This is a genomic window from Pseudomonas sp. MPDS (assembly GCF_013283895.1).
Lineage (GTDB): Bacteria > Pseudomonadota > Gammaproteobacteria > Pseudomonadales > Pseudomonadaceae > Aquipseudomonas > Aquipseudomonas rhizophila.
Genome location: NZ_CP054128.1, coordinates 5,722,752 through 5,740,665, shown reverse-complemented (window position 1 = coordinate 5,740,665; position 17,914 = coordinate 5,722,752). Strand labels below are relative to the sequence as shown.

18 protein-coding genes are annotated in these 17,914 nt (G+C 62.3%); 2 read left to right on the top strand and 16 right to left on the bottom strand.

The window, feature by feature from the left end:
* Positions 1 to 33 precede the first annotated feature (33 nt).
* Positions 34 to 1,308: an Hsp70 family protein gene (locus HQ912_RS25530; protein ID WP_076382874.1), complete on the bottom strand. Its 1,275-nt coding sequence runs from the start codon at positions 1,306 to 1,308 to the stop codon at positions 34 to 36.
* Positions 1,309 to 1,605: 297 nt separating this feature from the next.
* Here HQ912_RS25530 and HQ912_RS25525 point away from each other — a divergent pair, with 297 nt between their 5' ends.
* Entirely contained in the window at positions 1,606 to 2,547 is a 942-nt protein-coding gene (locus HQ912_RS25525) for a DnaJ C-terminal domain-containing protein (RefSeq protein WP_047227356.1), read from the top strand.
* 50 nt (positions 2,548 to 2,597) lie between these two features.
* The gene (locus HQ912_RS25520; protein WP_047227357.1) at positions 2,598 to 2,897 is read left to right on the top strand and encodes a chaperone modulator CbpM; all 300 of its coding nucleotides are present in this window, start codon (positions 2,598 to 2,600) and stop codon (positions 2,895 to 2,897) included.
* Between the two features lie 140 nt (positions 2,898 to 3,037).
* On the opposite strand, the gene ureC is transcribed toward HQ912_RS25520, so the two are convergent.
* The 15 genes from ureC to HQ912_RS25445 form a co-directional block, all read right to left on the bottom strand.
* Complete coding sequence (gene ureC, locus HQ912_RS25515; RefSeq protein ID WP_047227358.1) at positions 3,038 to 4,738, bottom strand: urease subunit alpha; 1,701 nt, start codon at positions 4,736 to 4,738, stop codon at positions 3,038 to 3,040.
* A 141-nt stretch (positions 4,739 to 4,879) separates the two neighbouring features.
* A complete protein-coding gene (locus tag HQ912_RS25510; RefSeq protein ID WP_014336352.1) occupies positions 4,880 to 5,185 on the bottom strand; it encodes an urease subunit beta in 306 nt (101 codons plus the stop codon).
* Entirely contained in the window at positions 5,182 to 5,715 is a 534-nt protein-coding gene (locus HQ912_RS25505; protein WP_003197345.1) for a GNAT family N-acetyltransferase, read from the bottom strand. Before HQ912_RS25505 ends, HQ912_RS25510 begins: the two co-directional genes overlap by 4 nt.
* Before the next feature lie 5 nt (positions 5,716 to 5,720).
* Positions 5,721 to 6,254: a GNAT family N-acetyltransferase gene (locus tag HQ912_RS25500; protein ID WP_047227359.1), complete on the bottom strand. Its 534-nt coding sequence runs from the start codon at positions 6,252 to 6,254 to the stop codon at positions 5,721 to 5,723.
* 9 nt (positions 6,255 to 6,263) lie between these two features.
* Positions 6,264 to 6,566 (bottom strand): urease subunit gamma, encoded by a 303-nt coding sequence (ureA, locus tag HQ912_RS25495; protein ID WP_047227360.1) that lies wholly within the window; start codon positions 6,564 to 6,566, stop codon positions 6,264 to 6,266.
* A 167-nt stretch (positions 6,567 to 6,733) separates the two neighbouring features.
* A complete protein-coding gene (locus HQ912_RS25490; RefSeq protein WP_047227361.1) occupies positions 6,734 to 7,585 on the bottom strand; it encodes an urease accessory protein UreD in 852 nt (283 codons plus the stop codon).
* A 30-nt stretch (positions 7,586 to 7,615) separates the two neighbouring features.
* On the bottom strand, positions 7,616 to 8,314 hold the full coding sequence (gene urtE / locus HQ912_RS25485) for an urea ABC transporter ATP-binding subunit UrtE (RefSeq protein ID WP_047227362.1): 699 nt from the start codon (positions 8,312 to 8,314) through the stop codon (positions 7,616 to 7,618).
* 132 nt (positions 8,315 to 8,446) lie between these two features.
* A complete protein-coding gene (urtD, locus tag HQ912_RS25480) occupies positions 8,447 to 9,307 on the bottom strand; it encodes an urea ABC transporter ATP-binding protein UrtD (protein WP_047227437.1) in 861 nt (286 codons plus the stop codon).
* Entirely contained in the window at positions 9,307 to 10,383 is a 1,077-nt protein-coding gene (urtC, locus tag HQ912_RS25475; protein WP_047227363.1) for an urea ABC transporter permease subunit UrtC, read from the bottom strand. Before urtC ends, urtD begins: the two co-directional genes overlap by 1 nt.
* Positions 10,383 to 11,885, bottom strand: a complete 1,503-nt coding sequence (gene urtB / locus HQ912_RS25470) for an urea ABC transporter permease subunit UrtB (RefSeq protein ID WP_173407440.1) — start codon at positions 11,883 to 11,885, stop codon at positions 10,383 to 10,385. The genes urtC and urtB overlap by 1 nt, the downstream gene beginning before the upstream one ends.
* A 163-nt stretch (positions 11,886 to 12,048) precedes the next feature.
* Positions 12,049 to 13,314 (bottom strand): urea ABC transporter substrate-binding protein, encoded by a 1,266-nt coding sequence (gene urtA / locus HQ912_RS25465; RefSeq protein WP_058545695.1) that lies wholly within the window; start codon positions 13,312 to 13,314, stop codon positions 12,049 to 12,051.
* A gap of 243 nt (positions 13,315 to 13,557) precedes the next feature.
* Positions 13,558 to 14,568: a FecCD family ABC transporter permease gene (locus HQ912_RS25460; protein WP_092395852.1), complete on the bottom strand. Its 1,011-nt coding sequence runs from the start codon at positions 14,566 to 14,568 to the stop codon at positions 13,558 to 13,560.
* Positions 14,565 to 15,512: an ABC transporter substrate-binding protein gene (locus HQ912_RS25455; RefSeq protein ID WP_173407439.1), complete on the bottom strand. Its 948-nt coding sequence runs from the start codon at positions 15,510 to 15,512 to the stop codon at positions 14,565 to 14,567. The genes HQ912_RS25460 and HQ912_RS25455 overlap by 4 nt, the downstream gene beginning before the upstream one ends.
* Positions 15,509 to 16,297, bottom strand: a complete 789-nt coding sequence (locus HQ912_RS25450; protein ID WP_173407438.1) for an ABC transporter ATP-binding protein — start codon at positions 16,295 to 16,297, stop codon at positions 15,509 to 15,511. Before HQ912_RS25450 ends, HQ912_RS25455 begins: the two co-directional genes overlap by 4 nt.
* Positions 16,298 to 16,499: 202 nt before the next feature.
* Positions 16,500 to 17,879, bottom strand: a complete 1,380-nt coding sequence (locus HQ912_RS25445; RefSeq protein WP_173407437.1) for a PepSY domain-containing protein — start codon at positions 17,877 to 17,879, stop codon at positions 16,500 to 16,502.
* Positions 17,880 to 17,914 lie beyond the last annotated feature (35 nt).

The window sequence follows — 17,914 nt, the reverse complement described above, 5'->3', positions numbered from 1 at the left end:
CCTGCTCGCGATAGATGCGCCGCAGAACTTGAATCAGACCTGCGTGCCGTAACGCTTCATCGCCTCGATCGCCAGCCCGCTGCCGATACTGCCGAAGATATTGCCTTCCACATGCCGGGCCAGGGGGAGCATCGCCGAGACGCTGTTGCGCAGTGCCGGGATGCCGCTGGAGCCACCGGTAAAGAACACCGTATCCACCTGATCGACGCGTACGTTGGCATCGTTGAGCAATTGCGTGACGCTGCCGCGCACCCGCTCCAGCAGGCCGTCGATGGCCGATTCGAACAGTTCCCGGCTCAGGTCCACGCTCAGGCCTGCCTCGATCCGGTCCAGGAGCAAATGGCGCTGGTCGGAGTGGGTCAGCTGGATCTTGGTTTCTTCCACTTCCATCGCCAGCCAGTGCCCCGCGCGCTGTTCGATCAACTTGAACAACCGGTCGATGCCGCCGGTGTCTTCGATGTCGTAGCGCATGCTGCCCAGAGCCAGGGTGGATTTCTGCGAGTACACCGCGTTGATGGTGTGCCAGGTCGCCAGGTTCATGTGGTGGCTGGTGGGCATGTAGGCGCCGCTTTTCATGCGGCTGCCGTAGCCGAACAGCGGCATCAGGCCGGCCAGCGAGAGCTGCTTGTCGAAGTCGGTGCCGCCGATGTGCACGCCACCGGTGGCGAGGATGTCGGCGTGACGGTTGTCATGGGTGCGCCGCTCGGGCGACAGGCGTACCAGGGAGAAGTCCGAAGTACCGCCACCGATGTCGACGATCAGTACCAGCTCTTCCCTCTCGATGGTCGACTCATAGTCGAAGGCCGCCGCGATGGGCTCATACTGGAACGAGACTTCCTTGAAGCCGATGGCGCGGGCCACGTCCACCAAGGTGTTCTCCGCTTCCTGATCGGCCATTTCATCGTCGTCGACGAAAAATACCGGGCGACCCAGTACCACTTCTTCGAATTCCCGACCGGCGGTGGCCTCAGCGCGCTTCTTCAACTGGCCGATGAACAGTCCCAAAAGATCCTTGAACGGCATGGCCGTGCCCAGCACGCTGGTGTCGTGCTTGATCAGCTTGGACCCCAGCAGGCTCTTGAGCGAGCGCATCAGCCGGCCTTCGTAGCCTTCCAGGTACTCGTGCAGGGCCAGGCGGCCATACACCGGGCGGCGTTCCTCGAGATTGAAAAAGACCACCGAGGGCAGGGTGATCTTGTCGTCCTCCAGCGCAATCAGCGTTTCCATGCCGGGGCGCAGCCAGCCGACAGTGGAGTTGGACGTGCCAAAGTCGATGCCGCAGGCACGGGCCGGAGATGCGTTTTTCATGTCTTTCGGATTCCAGTTGAAAAAACGGCCGCGCAGTGTATGTCAGTGCGGCACGGATTCGAAGGCCGGTTATCTGCTAATTCGTAAACTCTGGCCTTGAAAGACAGCGTCGCACCCCCAAACTTGCTGGCATGGGCCTGGCAGCCACAAGGCGAGTACAAGAACCGCCACCGGCTGCCGATAAACTTCTGAAGCGCCGCCCGGTCACAAACCTTGAGATCGGTCAAACCCCAGGACTTGTATCACGAGCATGCTGCGGGTGGCGGTGCGATATCGATAACGGATGGTGATCCTTCGATGGACTTCAAAGACTATTACAAGATTCTGGGTGTGGAGCCGACGGCTGATGACGCCACGATCAAGGCTGCTTATCGCAAACTGGCCCGCAAATACCACCCGGATGTGAGTAAGGAAAAGGATGCCGAGACCAAATTCAAGGACGTCTCCGAAGCCTATGAAGCGCTGAAGAGCGCCGATAAACGCGCCGAGTACGATGACCTGCGTCGCTATGGCCAGCACGGCCAGCCTTTCCAGGGACCGCCGGGCTGGCAAAGCCGGGGCGGCTTTGGCGGTGGACAGGACACCGGCGATTTTTCGGATTTCTTCAGCTCGATTTTTGGTAATCGCGGGCCGGGTTTCGGTGGCGGACAGTCAGGCCGCAGCACCGGCCGTCGAGGGCAAGACGTGGAAATGGAACTACCGATTTTCCTGGAAGAGACCCTGTCGAGCGAATCGAAGAAGGTCAGCTTCCAGGTGCCGCAGTACAACGCCGCCGGCCAGCACGTCAGCAATACCAGCAAAAGCCTGAACGTGAAGATTCCCCTGGGCGTGACCGACGGCGAACGCATCCGCCTCAAGGGCCAGGGTGCGCCGGGTATTGGCGGCGGTGCCAATGGCGATTTGTACCTGACCATTCGTTTTGCCCCGCACCCCAAGTTCGACGTCGAAGGCCAGGATCTGATCATCACGTTGCCCCTGGCGCCGTGGGAATTGGCACTGGGCACTGAAGTGGCGGTGCCGACCCTCACGGGCAAGATCAACCTCAAGGTTCCGGCCGGCAGCCAGAATGGCCAGCGCATGCGCGCCAAGGGCCACGGCCTGCGCAACAAGGCCGGCGAGCGCGGTTACCTGTTCGTACAGCTCAAGGCCGTGATGCCCAAGGCCAGCGACGAGGCAGTCAAGGCGTTGTGGGCGGAGCTGGCGAAGAAGGCTGCGTTCGATCCGCGGGAGAATTTCTGACTGTTTTGAGGCGCTAGACTCGACAGTTAAAGCATTGGGAGAAGCAGACCATGAACAACCCGATCATTGAACTGAACCTGATGGAATTTTGCGAGGCCGCTGCGTTGGCGGATGTCCATGTGATCGAAATCGTCGAGCATGGCATTCTCGAACCCCATGGCGCGGCCCCGGCGGATTGGCGCTTCACCGATTACGAACTGGTCTTGGCCCGGCGTGCGGCCAAGCTGCGCCGCGAGCTGGAACTGGAATGGGAAGGTGTCGCCCTGGCGCTGGACCTGCTGGAAGAAGTGCAGCAACTGCGCAGCGAAAACCGCATGCTCAAGCAGCGGTTGGGGCGGTTGGTGGAGTAAAAAACGCTCAATGAACAAGCGCCAACCTGTGGGAGCAAGGCTTGCCCGCGATGAATTCAACTCGGTTCTCAAGAGTTGAGGCACCTGTATCGCGAGCAAGCTTTGCTCCCACAAGTCTTGCTCTCAGGTCCTCACTCCATTCAAAACAGAAAATAGCGCTGCGCCATCGGCAGCACATCAGCCGGTTCACACCACAACAACACCCCATCGGCCTTGACCTGGTAGGTCTGTGGATCGACATCGATGTTCGGCAGGTAGTCGTTGTGGATCAGGTCGGTTTTCTGCACATTCCGGCAGCCTTTGACCACGGCAATTCTCTTCTTTAGTCCAAGCTGTTCGGGCAGCCCCGCCTCGGCGGCGGCCTGACTGATGAACGTCAGGCTGGTGGCGTGCCGCGAGCCGCCGAAGCTTGCGAACATCGGTCGGTAGTGCACCGGTTGCGGTGTCGGGATCGAGGCGTTGGCGTCGCCCATCAGGCTGGCGGCAATCGCCCCGCCCTTGAGGATCAGGGTCGGCTTGACGCCGAAGAACGCCGGGCGCCACAGCACCAGGTCGGCCCACTTGCCCACTTCGATGGAGCCCACTTCATGGCTGATGCCATGGGTGATCGCCGGGTTGATGGTGTACTTGGCGATGTAGCGCTTGATGCGGAAATTGTCGTTGCCTTCGCCATCGCCGGGCAGGGCGCCGCGTTGCTTTTTCATCTTGTCGGCGGTCTGCCAGGTGCGGGTGATGACTTCACCGACGCGGCCCATGGCCTGGCTGTCGGAACTGATCATCGAGAACGCGCCCAGGTCGTGGAGGATGTCTTCGGCGGCGATGGTTTCACGACGGATGCGGCTTTCAGCGAAGGCCACGTCTTCGGCGATGCTCGGGTCCAGGTGATGGCAGACCATCAGCATGTCCAGGTGTTCGTCGATGGTGTTGCGGGTGAATGGCCGGGTCGGGTTGGTGGAGCTGGGCAACACATTGGCAAAGCCGCAGGCCTTGATGATGTCTGGCGCATGGCCGCCACCGGCGCCTTCGGTGTGATAGGTGTGGATGGTGCGGCCCTTGAACGCGGCCAGGGTGGTTTCCACGAAACCCGATTCGTTGAGGGTGTCGGTATGGATCGCCACCTGCACGTCGTACTGATCGGCCACGCTCAGGCAGTTGTCGATGGCTGCCGGCGTGGTGCCCCAGTCTTCGTGCAGCTTCAGGCCGATGGCACCGGCCTTGACTTGCTCGATCAACGGCTCTGGCAGGCTGGCGTTGCCCTTGCCGGTGAAGCCGATGTTCATTGGGAAAGCGTCGGCGGCCTGGAGCATGCGCGCCAGGTGCCACGGCCCGGAGGTGCAGGTGGTGGCATTGGTCCCGGTGGCCGGGCCCGTACCGCCGCCGATCATGGTGGTCACGCCACTCATCAAGGCTTCTTCGATCTGCTGCGGGCAGATGAAGTGAATGTGGGTGTCGATACCGCCGGCGGTGAGGATCATGCCCTCACCGGCGATCACTTCGGTGCTGGCGCCAATGGCGATGGTCACATCGGGCTGGATGTCCGGGTTACCGGCCTTGCCGATGGCTTTGATGCGCCCGTCCTTGAGACCGACATCGGCCTTGACGATGCCCCAGTGATCGATGATCAGCGCGTTGGTGATCAGCGTGTCGACGACCTCGGCGGCCAGCAGCTGGCTCTGGCCCATGCCGTCGCGAATCACCTTGCCGCCGCCGAATTTCACTTCTTCGCCATAGGTGGTGAAGTCCTTTTCCACTTCGATCCACAGTTCGGTGTCGGCCAGGCGGACCTTGTCGCCGACGGTGGGGCCGAACATGTCGGCGTAGGCTTGTCTCGAAATCTTCATGTGCTTGCCTTGGAATTCAATTGAATGTGGAAACCGTTCGCTTCGCTCACTCATCGCGAGCAGGCTCGCTCCCACAGTTGATCGCATTCCCCTGTGGGAGCGAGCCTGCTCGCGATGGGGCCGGTGCTGGCACCCTATGGCTTAAAGGTCGCCCATCACCCGCCCGGCAAACCCGAACACCCGGCGATGCCCCGCCAAATCCACCAGTTCCACCTCGCGGCTCTGGCCCGGTTCGAAGCGCACCGCGGTGCCGGCCGGAATGTTCAGGCGCATGCCACGGCTGGCGGCGCGGTCGAAGGTCAGGGCGTCGTTGGTTTCGAAAAAGTGATAGTGCGAGCCGACCTGGATCGGCCGGTCGCCGCTGTTGGCGACGTTCAGGGTGAGGGTGCGGCGACCGACGTTGAGTTCGATGTCGCCGGGCTGGACCTGGTATTGGCCTGGAATCATTGCGGTTGCCCCAAAGTCTTGTAGTAAATGGCGGTCGGGGTGTACGTCCCGTCCGGGCTCTGGCAGTAGTCGGGCAGTTCACCGACGCGGGTGTAGCCCATGGCGCGGTAGAATGCCTCGGCCTCGGAACCAGCCTCCGTGTCGAGGTACAACAGGCCGCGCTTGTGCTGGCGGGCGCCGAGTTCCAGGGCGCTCATCAATTGCTGGCCCAGGCCGCGGCGGCGAGCCTCGCCGCGCACCAGCAGCTTTTGCACTTCGGCACGGTTGAGGCCGTTGGGTTTCTGGCACAGGGCAAGTTGGACGCTGGCCTGCACCTGTTCATCCTTGACCACCACCCACAGCAGCAAGTGGCCCTGATTGAGACTGGCCTGAACCTCATCGAAATAGGCGCGTGCCTGGACCGCATCGAGATCGGCCATGAACCCCACGCTGGCGCCATAGCCGACGGCGTCGAGCAACAGATCAATCAGGCCCTGGCGGTAGTGCGCAAAGCTCTCGGCGTGGACTCGGCGCAACTGGGCGGGGTTCATAGGCATCACTCCTTGTCGACGGCAGGCGGTAGCGCCCCTGGGTTGAGGATCAACTGCATGAAAGTCAGGTCCAGCCAACGGCCGAACTTGGTGCCCACCTGGGGCATCTGCCCGGTGGTGATGAAGCCAGCCCGCTCGTGCAGGCGAATCGAGGCGGCGTTGCCGCTTTCGATGGCCGCGACCATGACGTGTTTGCCGCACGCCCTGGCGCGCTCGATCAGGGCCGTCATCAACAGTGAGCCCAAGCCGTTGCCGCGTTGGTCATCACGTACGTACACCGAATGCTCCACGGTGTGCCGGAAACCATCGAAGGGTCGCCAGTCGCCGAACGAGGCATAGCCGAGGACGTTATCTTCGTCATCGACCACCACCAGCACCGGATAGCCTTGCGATTGACGGGCGCTGAACCATGCCTGGCGATTGCCCAGGTCCACGGCCTGTTCGTTCCAGATCGCCGTGGTGTTCAGCACCGCGTCGTTGTAGATGTCACGGATCGCTGGCAAGTCGGCGTGGCGGGCGTCTCGAATGTCATAGGTCATGGTGCGGCCTCACGCGATCGGCTGGTGGACAGTGACCAGTTTGGTGCCGTCGGGAAACGTCGCCTCGACCTGGATCTCCGGGATCATTTCCGGGATGCCCTCCATTACCTGTTCGCGGGTCAACAGCGTGGTGCCGTAATGCATCAGCTCGGCCACGGTCTGGCCATCGCGGGCGCCTTCGAGCAGGGCGGCGGAAATATAGGCCATCGCCTCCGGGTAGTTGAGCTTCAAGCCGCGAGCCAACCGTCGCTCGGCGACGAGGCCGGCGGTGAAGATCAGCAGCTTGTCTTTTTCGCGTGGGGTCAGGTCCATGTGCAATCCATAAGGGCAGATAAAAAATTCTTGCTGTAAACACAGATCTCCTTGTGGGAGATCCTTTGTGGGAGCGAGCTTGCTCGCGATAGCGGTGTGTCAGTCGACATTAATGTTGAATGTTCCATCGCCATCGCGAGCAAGCTCGCTCCCACAGGAAAGCAGATTCATGTACTCCAGATTCTGGGCGGCATGGCCTCTCTTCCAAGCAATGCAGGCCTGAGCAAACGCCACAATTCAATCAACCAACCCCGCGCCAGCAGCGCCTCGCTCGCCAGACACCGGGCCACGATCAGGCCGGGCAATTGAGTCAGGTCGCCGCGCACGTCATGGCCCAGAGATCGGCACTGTTCCAGCAACGCACTATCGATTTCCCCGGTCACCAACAACGTGGCAAACACCGGATCGCCGCCCAGCCCGATGGGCGAGTCGAGCAATCCGTCACCGCCCACAATGCGCTGGCGTTCATGCCAGAGCAACTGCCCGTCGCGGCGGATGTCCAGCCGCGACTGGAAGTGCCCCAGGTCAAATCGTTCACCGCTGGCCGGCCGGCCGAGGGCCACCATGTCCCAGTAGAACAGGCGCCCGTCACCCTGCAGGTCGATGCTGGTGCTGAGTTCGGCCTGGGCGGCGCTGAAGACGATGGTTTCCTGGGGCAGCCATTCCAGGGTCGCCCCCGCGGCCACGCTCAGGTTCAGTTGCTGATAGGCCGGGCCGGCGGCGCGATACCACTTGGCCGCGCCGGGACTGGTCAACTGCGCCCACGCAGCGGGGCCGACGTGGGCCGCGATGTCCAGCCGATCACCGCCGGCAATTCCGCCGGGCGGGTGGACGATGATGTGTTGGCACACTTCGGGGCCCTCGGCGTACAGGTGTTTTTGCACCCGCAGCGGACCTTTGTGGCGGCGCTGCACCGGACGCGTGCAGTCACCGAACCGGGCATAACCCAGTTCCAGCTCGGCATGCCAGCTGGGGGTGAACAGGGCCGAAGGCGCCAGTAAGGAGACAGGTAGGTTCATGATTTCCGATTATCGTTAGAGCGCTACAGACTAGATCGTAACCAGCCCGCGCACACCCTCGGCTTCCATATTTTCTCCGCGCCCCTGCTGCACGATCTCGCCCCGGGACATCACCAGGTATTGATCGGCCAGTTCGGCGGCGAAGTCGTAGAACTGCTCCACCAGCAAAATCGCCATGTCGCCCCGGGCCGCCAGTTTCTTGATGACCACGCCGATCTCCTTGATCACCGACGGTTGAATGCCTTCGGTGGGCTCGTCGAGAATCAGCAGGCGCGGACGGCTGGCCAGGGCCCGGCCAATGGCAAGTTGCTGTTGCTGGCCACCGGACAGGTCACCGCCACGGCGTTGTTTCATTTGCAGCAGCACCGGGAACAATTCGTAAATGAACGCCGGCACCTCCTTGGCCTCGGCGGCGGGAAAACGCGACAGGCCCATCAGCAGGTTTTCTTCCACCGTCAGCCGTCCGAAAATCTCCCGGCCCTGAGGCACGTAGGCAATACCGGCGTGCACCCGTTGGTGCGGTTTGAAGGTGGTGATGGGTTTGCCTTCCCAGCTCACCGCCCCTTCCTTGGCCGGCAACAGGCCCATCAGGCATTTGAGCAGGGTGGTCTTGCCCACGCCGTTGCGGCCCAGCAGGCACGTCACCTCGCCGACCTTCACGTCGAATGACAGGCCGCGCAGGATGTGGCTACCGCCGTAGTATTGGTGCAGCTTGTCGACTTGCAGCATTTTCCAGATTCTCCTCGAACCCCTGTGGGAGCGAGCCCGCTCGCGATAGCGTCAGAACATTCAGAATGGATGCTGACTGACACACCGCCATCGCGAGCAGGCTCGCTCCCACATAAAAAGCAATTTTGCGCCTCAGCGCCCGAGATACACCTCGATCACCCGCTCATTGTCCTGCACCTGCGCCAGCGACCCTTCGGCCAGCACGCTGCCCTGGTGCAGCACGGTGACGTGGTCGGCAATCGCGCCGACGAAGCCCATGTCGTGTTCCACCACCATCAGCGAATGCTTGCCCGCCAGTGATTTGAACAGCTCGGCAGTGAACTCGGTTTCGGCGTCGGTCATGCCCGCCACGGGTTCGTCGAGCAGCAAGAGTTGTGGGTCCTGCACCAGCAGCATGCCGATCTCCAGAAACTGTTTCTGCCCGTGGGACAGCAACCCGGCGGCGCGATTGACCGACGTCGTGAGGCGGATGGTCTCCAGCACTTCGCTGATGCGCTCGTGTTGCTCGCCAGTGAGTTTGGCCCGCAGGCTCGCCCACACCGATTTGTCGGTTTTCAGCGCCAGCTCCAGGTTCTCGAACACGCTCAAGGCTTCGAACACCGTGGGTTTCTGGAATTTGCGACCGATGCCGGCCTGGGCGATCTGCACTTCGCTCATGCTCGTCAGGTCCAGGGTTTCACCGAACCAGGCCTTGCCGTGGCTGGGCCGGGTCTTGCCGGTGATCACGTCCATCAGCGTGGTCTTGCCCGCGCCGTTGGGGCCGATGATGCAGCGCAATTCGCCGACGCCGATGTACAGGTTAAGAGCGTTCAGGGCCTTGAAACCGTCGAAACTGACGCTGATGTCTTCCAGGGTCAGGATGGTGCCGTGACGGGTGTTCAGGCCCTTGCCGGCGGCCTGACCGAGGCCGATGGCGTCGCGACTGCTGCCTTGGTCTTTGTTGGGATCCAGTATGGGTTCGAGCATGAAATCGGCTGTGGGTGTGATTCGCATCATTCGCCCCTTTTCTTGAGTAGCCCGATCACACCCTTGGGCAGATACAGGGTCACAACGATGAACAGCGCGCCGAGGAAGAACAGCCAGTACTCGGGAAAGGCCACGGTGAACCAGCTCTTCATGCCGTTGACCACACCGGCCCCCAGCAGCGGCCCGATCAGCGTGCCGCGCCCGCCAAGGGCCACCCACACGGCGGCCTCGATGGAGTTGGTCGGCGACATCTCGCTGGGGTTGATGATGCCCACCTGCGGCACATACAACGCCCCGGCCAGGCCGCACAACACCGCGCTCAATACCCAGACGAACAGCTTGAAGCCACGGGGATCGTAGCCGCAGAACATCAGGCGGTTTTCCGCGTCGCGCAGGGCGGTCAGCACTCGGCCGAACTTGCTGCGGGCCAGGCGCCAGCCGATGAACAGGCTCGCCACCAAGAGCAGCACCGTGGCCAGGAACAGCACCGCTCGGGTGCCCGGCTCGGTGATGCCAAAGCCCAGGATCGAGCGAAAGTTGGTGAAGCCGTTGTTGCCGCCAAACCCGGTTTCGTTGCGGAAAAACAGCAGCATCCCGGCAAACGTCAGGGCCTGGGTCATGATCGAGAAATACACGCCCTTGATCCGCGAGCGGAAGGCGAAGAAGCCGAACACCAGCGCCAGCAACCCCGGTGCCAGCACCACCAGGCACATGGCCCAGACAAAGCTGTCGGTGCCGCTCCAGTACCAGGGCAATTCGCTCCACGACAGAAAGGTCATGAACGCCGGCAAGCCGTCACCGGCGGCCTGGCGCATCAGGTACATGCCCATGGCATAGCCGCCCAGGGCGAAGAACAGACCGTGGCCCAGGGAGAGCAGGCCGGCGTAGCCCCAGACCAGGTCCAGCGCCAGGGCGACGATGGCGTAGCAGAGAATCTTGCCCACCAGGGTCAGGGTGTAAGCCGAGACATGCAGCGGGTTATCCACTGCCAACAGCGACAGCAGCGGCAGGCTCAACAGCACTGCCAGGATCACCACGCCGACGGCGAGGGTGACTTTCGGGCCGGCCTTTTGCGCGGCCGTGAGCATCAGGGGCTGGTTCATCAGTCGATTACCCGTCCTTTGAGCGCGAAGAGGCCTTGCGGACGCTTCTGGATGAACAGAATGATCAGCGCGAGGATCAGGATCTTGCCGAGCACGGCGCCGATCTGCGGTTCAAGAATCTTGTTGGCGATGCCCAGCCCGAACGCGGCGAACACACTGCCGGCCAACTGACCGACGCCACCGAGCACCACCACCAGGAACGAGTCGATGATGTAGCTCTGGCCCAGGTCCGGGCCGACGTTGCCGATCTGGCTCAGGGCCACGCCGCCAAGCCCGGCGATGCCCGAGCCGAGGCCGAAAGCGAGCATGTCCACGCGGCCGGTGGGCACGCCGCAGCAAGCGGCCATGTTGCGGTTCTGGGTCACCGCGCGCACGTTCAGGCCCAGGCGGGTCTTGTTCAGCAACAGCCAGGTCAGCGCCACCACGAACAGGGCGAAGGCGATGATCACGATGCGGTTGTAGGGCAGTACGAGATTCGGCAGTACCTGGATGCCGCCGGACAGCCAGGCCGGGTTGGCGACTTCAACGTTCTGCGCGCCGAACACCAGGCGCACCAGTTGGATCAGCATCAGGCTGATGCCCCAGGTGGCGAGCAGGGTTTCCAATGGCCTTCCGTAGAGATGGCGAATCACCGTGCGCTCCAAAGCCATACCGATGGCGGCGGTGATGAAAAACGCCACCGGCAGGGCGATCAACGGGTAGAACTCGATGGCATTCGGGGCGAAGCGCTGGAACAGCATCTGCACCACGTAGGTGGAATAGGCCCCCAACATGAGCATCTCGCCGTGGGCCATGTTGATCACCCCCAGCAGGCCGAAGGTGATTGCCAGGCCCAGGGCGGCCAGGAGCAGGATCGAGCCCAGGGACATGCCGCTGAAGGCCTGGCCCAGCAATTCACCGATCAGCAGCTTGCGCTTGACCTGGCTGAGGCTGGTTTCGGCGGCGGTGCGTACCGTGGCGTCGGTTTCAACGCCGGGTTCGAGCAGGCCTTCGAGGCGGGTGCGGGCCAACGGATCGCCGGTTTCCCCCAGTAGCCGGACGGCAGCCAGGCGAACCGACGGGTTGGGGTCTACCAGTTGCAGGTTCGCCAACGCCAGGCTCAGGGCTGCATGCACGTCTTCGTCCTGCTCGCCGGCCAGTTGTCGATCGAGAAATGCCAGTTGGGCCGGGCGGGCGCTTTTTTGCAGTTGCTGGGCGGCGCTCAGGCGCACGCTGGCGTCAGCGGCCAATAGTTGATGGCTGGCCAGGGCGGTTTCAATCAACCCTCGCAAGCGGTTGTTCAGACGCAGGGTCTTGGGCTGGCCGTCGACGGTCAACTGGCCTTGTTGCAAGGCGTTGATCAGTTCGACACGCTCAGGTTCCGGCTGCGCGGCCCAGGTTTCCAGCAGCGTGGCTTGCTGGGGCGGCTTGGCGGCGAGGAAATCTTCGGCATCACCGGCGTGGGCCTCCAGTGGCAATAGCAGCACCAGGGCGAGGATGAGGCGGTAGAGGGCGGTGGGCATATGCTTGGCCTTGCGCGAACTTCTTTCTTATGTGGGAGCGAGCCTGCTCGCGATAGCGGAGAGTCAGTCACATCATTTCTAGCTGACCCACCGCTATCGCGAGCAGGCTCGCTCCCACAAGGTTGTGTGTCGGTCCCGGGATCCAGGACCGACACCCATGGGCTCAGTTGCTCTTCACCGCATAGTCAGGCTTCTTGTCGTTGCCTTCGATGAACGGGCTCCACGGCTGGGCGCGGATCGGGCCCTCGGTCTGCCAGACCACGTTGAACTGACCGTCGGCCTGGATCTCGCCGATCATCACCGGCTTGTGCAGGTGGTGGTTGGTCTTGTCCATGGTCAGGGTGTAGCCCGACGGTGCGTCGAAGGTCTGGCCGGCCAGGGCTTCGCGGACTTTGTCGACGTCGGTGGACTTGGCTTTTTCAACCGCTTGCGCCCACATATGGATGCCCACGTAGGTGGCTTCCATCGGGTCGTTGGTCACGGCTTTGTCGGCGCCTGGCAGGTTTTTGGCCTTGGCATAGGCCTTCCAGGAATCGACGAATTTCTTGTTCGCCGGGTTATCCACGGACTCGAAGTAGTTCCACGCCGCCAGGTTACCCACCAGCGGCTTGGTGTCGATGCCGCGCAGCTCTTCTTCGCCCACCGAGAACGCCACCACTGGTACGTCGGTGGCTTTCAGGCCCTGGTTCGCCAGTTCTTTATAGAACGGCACGTTGGAGTCGCCGTTGACCGTGGAGATGACCGCGGTCTTGCCGCCGGCCGAGAACTTTTTGATGTTGGCCACGATGGTCTGGTAGTCGCTGTGGCCGAACGGGGTGTAGACCTCTTCGATGTCCTTGTCTGCCACACCTTTGGAATGCAGGAACGAACGCAGGATCTTGTTGGTGGTGCGCGGGTAGACGTAGTCGGTGCCCAGCAGGAAGTAGCGCTTGGCACTGCCGCCTTCTTCGCTCATCAGGTATTCCACCGCCGGAATGGCCTGCTGGTTCGGCGCCGCGCCGGTGTAGAAGACGTTCGGCGACATCTCTTCGCCTTCGTATTGCACCGGGTAGAACAGCAGGCCGTTGAGCTCTTCGAACACCGGCAACACGGATTTGCGCGACACCGACGTCCAGCAGCCGAACACCACCGCGACCTTGTCCTGGGTCAGCAATTGACGGCCTTTTTCGGCGAACAGCGGCCAGTTCGAGGCCGGGTCCACGACCACCGCTTCGAGCTGCTTGCCGTTGACCCCACCTTTGGCGTTGATCTCGTCGATGGTCATCAGCGCCATGTCCTTGAGGGACGTCTCGGAGATCGCCATGGTGCCGGACAATGAATGCAAGATGCCGACCTTGATGGTTTCGGCGGCCTGGACGGTCCAGGCCATGCCCATCGCGGCAATGCTTGCCGAGAGTGTAAAAGCCTTGATCAAGCTACGACGCTTCATTGTGCGATCTCCGTGCAATTATGAGTTTTTTTCGATGGCAGATGCGGACGCTGAAGGGGCTTTTGCAAGGGGTGTGCCCGGTTGAGCAAAGGCATTGAGAATGCGGGGTTGGCGCGCTGGGGTAAAAGTGCGAATGCACCACTAGCGACCGCGGCCTAGGCGCTGGTGCGATCAGATGCGCCACATTGGGGCGAAGGCTTGCAGTTCCCCTGTTATTTGCAAGTCAGGGAGACAGGGGTGGATTCAGCGACGGCGCATCAGGCCGATGAAGAACAGGCCACCGATAGCGGCAGTGGCGACGCCAATGGGCAAGTCCTCCGGTGCGATCAGGGTCCGGGCCGCCACATCCACCCACACCAGGAACAGGCTGCCCAGCAGAACACACGCAGGCAGCAGCCGACGGTGTTCGGCACCCACCAGGCGCCTGGCAATGTGCGGCACCATCAGCCCGACAAAACCGATCGAGCCGCTGATGGACACCAGCACGCCGGTCATCAGCGAGGCGATCAGGAAAATCCACAACCTCACCTTCGCCGCGTTCAGGCCCAGGGTCACGGCGGTCTGTTCGCCCGCCATCAGTGCATTCAGCGGCCGGGCCATGCCCAGCAGCAATCCCAGCCCCAGCAACACACTGGCCGCCGGCACCGCCAGCAATTCCCAGCGCGCCAGGCCCAGGCCGCCGAGCATCCAGAACATCACTGCGGAACTGGCGCGATGGTCACCCAGAAACAGCAAGAGGTTGGCCGCCGCCATCATCACGAATGACACCGCCACGCCGCACAGCAACAAGCGATCGCTTTCCAGACGGCCTTGGCGGCTGGCGATGGCCAGTACCAGCAACATGCTCAACAATGCGCCGATAAATGCGGCCAGCGGCAGGGTCAGCAGACCAATGATCTCACCGACATGCAGCACCACAATGACCGCACCCAGGGTCGCGCCGGACGTGACGCCCAGCAGGTGCGGGTCGGCCAGGGGGTTGCGCGTCACCGCTTGCAGGACCGCACCGATCAACGCCAGCCCCGCGCCCACCAAGGCACCGAGCAGCAGGCGCGGGACGCGGATCAGCCAAACGATATGTTCCTGGCCGGGCGACCAATACACGTCACCCACACCGAAAGCCTTGTTCAGCAGGATGTCCCAGACCACAGCCACCGGCACCCGCGCCGGACCGAACCCCAGGGACACCACGCACGACACCAGCATCAGTGCACCGAGGCACACCAGCAACGCGCCATAGCGACGATTGCTCATGGACGGTGAAAACCCTTTGCCAGGGTTTGCACCGCTAATACGTTATCGATACCCGGCGTGGCCTGAACGTAAGGGATCACGATGAAGCGCCGGTGCTTGATCGCATCCACCGATTGCAGGGCCGGGTTGTTCAGCAGGAATTGCTGCTTCTGCTCGGCGCTGACTTCGCCGTAATCGACAATCACGATCACTTCGGGGTTGCGCTCGACCACGTTCTCCCAGCTCACCCGGGTCCAACTGGTCTGCACGTCATCAAGAATGTTGCGCCCGCCGGCCGCATCGATCAGGGCCTGTGGCATGCCGAGACGGCCGGAGGTCATGGCGCGGTCTTCGCCACTGTCGTACAGGAACACTCGGGGCTGATCAGCAGGCAACTGCTTGCGCACTTGCGTCACCTGGGCCTGCATCGAGGCGATCAACTCATTGGCGCGATCCTGCACATCGAAAATCCTTCCCAGGTTGCGCAGGTCGTTATAGGTGTCTTCCAGGGTGGCCGGCGGGCGTTTCATCACGAACGCGCAGGATTCGGTCAACTCGTACACATTGATGCCCAGCGGTTGCAGGGTTTGCGGCGTCAGGTCGCCGCCCACCCGCATGCCGTAGTCCCAGCCGGCAAAGAAGAAATCCACGTTGGCATTGAGCAGGGTTTCCACAGACGGGTATTTGGCCGCCAGCTCCGGCAGGCCATCGAGGATTTTCTCCATGTCGGGCGTCACGGACTTCCAGCCGCTGATGCCGCTGTAGCCCACCATGCGCGACTTGAGCCCCAGGGCGAGCATCATCTGGGTCATGTTGATGTCATGGCTGACGGCGTGTTTCGGCGCTCGGTTGAAGGTGACTTCGCGATTGCAGCTTTGGATCGTCAATGGGTAGCGGGTGGCCTCGGCCAAAGCATGTGCACTGCCGAGCAGCAGCGGCAGAAGCAGCAGGGAACGCAAGATCATGGTTGGGTTATCCAGGTGATTCGGGGGTGGGCGGCCAAGGGGTGTTCGTCAATCAGCGCCTGCACACCAAAGACGTCGCGCAATAGCGTGACCGTCAGCACTTCCTTGGGCGTGCCGCTGGCGACGATGTGTCCGTGGTCGATGACGTAGAGCCGATCACAGAACGCAGCGGCCAGATTCAGGTCGTGGATGCTGGCGAGGGTGCCGATCCCCAGGCGTTTGATCAGTTGCAGCAGTTGGAGTTGATAACGCGGGTCGAGGTGATTGGTCGGCTCATCGAGGATCAGCACCTGCGGCTGCTGCGCCAGGGCGCGAGCCAGGATCACCCGTTGCTTTTCCCCGCCCGAGAGTGTGGCGAAAGCATGGTCGCCGAAACCTTGCAGCCCCACCGATTCCAGTGACTGGCTGACCAGGCTCAGGTCTCGCTGATTGTCGCCATCGAACAGGCCTTTGTGTGGCGTGCGCCCCATGGCGACCACTTCCTGGACCGTCAGACCGAAGGCGTCGGGAAACTCTTGCAACACCACAGCGATGCGTTGGGCGCACCAGCGCGAGGACTGTTTCCAGACGTTGTGATGGTCAAGTTTGACCTCTCCCGCCTCCGGCTGACTGAACCGATAGGCGCAGCGCAACAGACTGGTCTTGCCGCTGCCATTGGGCCCGATCAACCCGACAAACTCCCCGGCACCCACCTGCAACGTGGCGTCACGCAGCTGGAACTGATGATGGCAGTGGCCATGGCCCAGGGGTGTCCAGGCGAGGTGGGAGAGGGTTAGTGCGGTCATGCAGCTACTCAAATGGTTGGATCGAGACACAGCCCCCTGTGGGAGCGAGCCTGCTCGCGATAGCGGTGGATCAGCCTGCGCAGAGGTGGCTGACAGACCGCTATCGCGAGCAGGCTCGCTCCCACAGGAACACCGTGTTCACAATTCGCAAGGCGGGCGCGATTGTAGAGGTTTCGCGCCGTCTTTCGTTAACGCGCTGTCTTCAACTTGAAGATGAAACCACCTCAGGCTGGCGATTGAAACGGGTGACGAGCCGATCCAGCAACCCCATCACCAGCAGCGACGCGCCCACCAGCGGAAACACCACCGCCAGGGCCAGCATGATGAACACCCCGGTCTTCCAGGTCGGCAAGTCGTGACGCAGCGCCGGTACGCCGAACTTGCCCTGGGGCCGACGCTTCCACCAGATCACCACGCCGCTGACGGCGCTGAGCAGGATCATCAGGCAAATCAGCAGCACGATGATCTGGTTCAGCGGGCCGAACATCTTGCCTTCGTGCAGCATCACGCCGGTTTCGGTGGCGCGGGCGACGACGCCGTAATGTTCCCAACGCACATCCGCCAGGACCTTGCCGGTGTACTGGTCCACGTGCAGGGTCGCGTCGTTGCGCGGGTCGTCGGCGAATACAGCGATGGTGAATACGCCGGTGGCGGTGGTCGGCAGGGTGATGCTGTAGCCATGTTCCACTTTGCGTTCGGTGGCGATGTCCTGCACCGCTTGCAGGCTTATGGTCGGCGCGGCGGGACCTTCATGGGCGCCGCCGTGGGCCATGTGTTCGGCATGGTCGCCGGACATCGGCATCGGGGTATTTTCCACGGCCCAGGGTACGGTCTGGCGGTGCGCATTGTTGAGGCTGCCGGCGGCGACGTCGGACTTGGGCATGTCGTTCCACATGGCAGCCGGGAAGCGGTTCCAGAGGTCAGCATATTGCTTGCCCCAGAAGCCGGTCCAGGTCATGCCGCTGAGCAGCATCACCAGCAGAAACGCCGCGCCCCAGAAGCCGACGACCCCATGCAGGTCGCGCCAGAACAAACGACCGCGAGCGCTCCAGCGTGGCCACAACACTCCGGCCGACGACTGCCCGCGAGGCCACCACAGGTACAGGCCCGACACCACCAGGACCACGCCCCAGCCGGCGGCCATTTCCACCAGTCGGTCACCCACGGTGCCGATCATCAACTCACCGTGGATGGCCCGGGCGATGGCTTGCAGGTTGTCCTTGGCGTCCTGTTCACCGAGGACATCGCCATGGTACGGGTCAATGAACACGTTAAGCTCGCGGCCCTTTTCGATCACCACGAATTGCGCACTGCGCTCGGCATTGATCGGCGGCAGGTACTGTTTGACCTGGCCTTGAGGGTAGGCTTGCCTGACCTGTTTGAGCAGGTCGTCCGCCGCCATCGTGTGATGGCCGGCCGGCACGTTCAGCAGGCTGCCGTACATCAGAGGGTCGAGTTGCGGCTTGAACAGGTAAATGATGCCGGTCAGGGCCAGCATCACCATGAACGGCGCCACGAACAGCCCGGCATAAAAATGCCAGCGCCAGGCCAGGTTGTAGAAATTGGGTTTCGGTTGGCTCATTTTAGAAGCGCTCCGCAGGGCAAATGTGATCGTTA

Bases quoted from the DNA above. Each gene is read 5' to 3' on its own strand.
- HQ912_RS25510 (WP_014336352.1), bottom strand. From the start codon at position 5,185: ATGATTCCAGGCCAATACCAGGTCCAGCCCGGCGACATCGAACTCAAC.
- HQ912_RS25490 (WP_047227361.1), bottom strand. From the start codon at position 7,585: ATGAACCTACCTGTCTCCTTACTGGCGCCTTCGGCCCTGTTCACCCCC.
- HQ912_RS25445 (WP_173407437.1), bottom strand. From the start codon at position 17,879: ATGAGCCAACCGAAACCCAATTTCTACAACCTGGCCTGGCGCTGGCAT.
- HQ912_RS25455 (WP_173407439.1), bottom strand. From the start codon at position 15,512: ATGATCTTGCGTTCCCTGCTGCTTCTGCCGCTGCTGCTCGGCAGTGCA.
- ureA (WP_047227360.1), bottom strand. From the start codon at position 6,566: ATGGACCTGACCCCACGCGAAAAAGACAAGCTGCTGATCTTCACCGCC.
- urtA (WP_058545695.1), bottom strand. From the start codon at position 13,314: ATGAAGCGTCGTAGCTTGATCAAGGCTTTTACACTCTCGGCAAGCATT.
- HQ912_RS25505 (WP_003197345.1), bottom strand. From the start codon at position 5,715: ATGAACCCCGCCCAGTTGCGCCGAGTCCACGCCGAGAGCTTTGCGCAC.
- HQ912_RS25500 (WP_047227359.1), bottom strand. From the start codon at position 6,254: ATGACCTATGACATTCGAGACGCCCGCCACGCCGACTTGCCAGCGATC.
- urtC (WP_047227363.1), bottom strand. From the start codon at position 10,383: ATGAACCAGCCCCTGATGCTCACGGCCGCGCAAAAGGCCGGCCCGAAA.
- HQ912_RS25525 (WP_047227356.1), top strand. From the start codon at position 1,606: ATGGACTTCAAAGACTATTACAAGATTCTGGGTGTGGAGCCGACGGCT.
- HQ912_RS25450 (WP_173407438.1), bottom strand. From the start codon at position 16,297: ATGACCGCACTAACCCTCTCCCACCTCGCCTGGACACCCCTGGGCCAT.
- HQ912_RS25520 (WP_047227357.1), top strand. From the start codon at position 2,598: ATGAACAACCCGATCATTGAACTGAACCTGATGGAATTTTGCGAGGCC.
- ureC (WP_047227358.1), bottom strand. From the start codon at position 4,738: ATGAAGATTTCGAGACAAGCCTACGCCGACATGTTCGGCCCCACCGTC.
- HQ912_RS25530 (WP_076382874.1), bottom strand. From the start codon at position 1,308: ATGAAAAACGCATCTCCGGCCCGTGCCTGCGGCATCGACTTTGGCACG.
- urtD (WP_047227437.1), bottom strand. From the start codon at position 9,307: ATGCGAATCACACCCACAGCCGATTTCATGCTCGAACCCATACTGGAT.
- urtB (WP_173407440.1), bottom strand. From the start codon at position 11,885: ATGCCCACCGCCCTCTACCGCCTCATCCTCGCCCTGGTGCTGCTATTG.
- HQ912_RS25460 (WP_092395852.1), bottom strand. From the start codon at position 14,568: ATGAGCAATCGTCGCTATGGCGCGTTGCTGGTGTGCCTCGGTGCACTG.
- urtE (WP_047227362.1), bottom strand. From the start codon at position 8,314: ATGCTGCAAGTCGACAAGCTGCACCAATACTACGGCGGTAGCCACATC.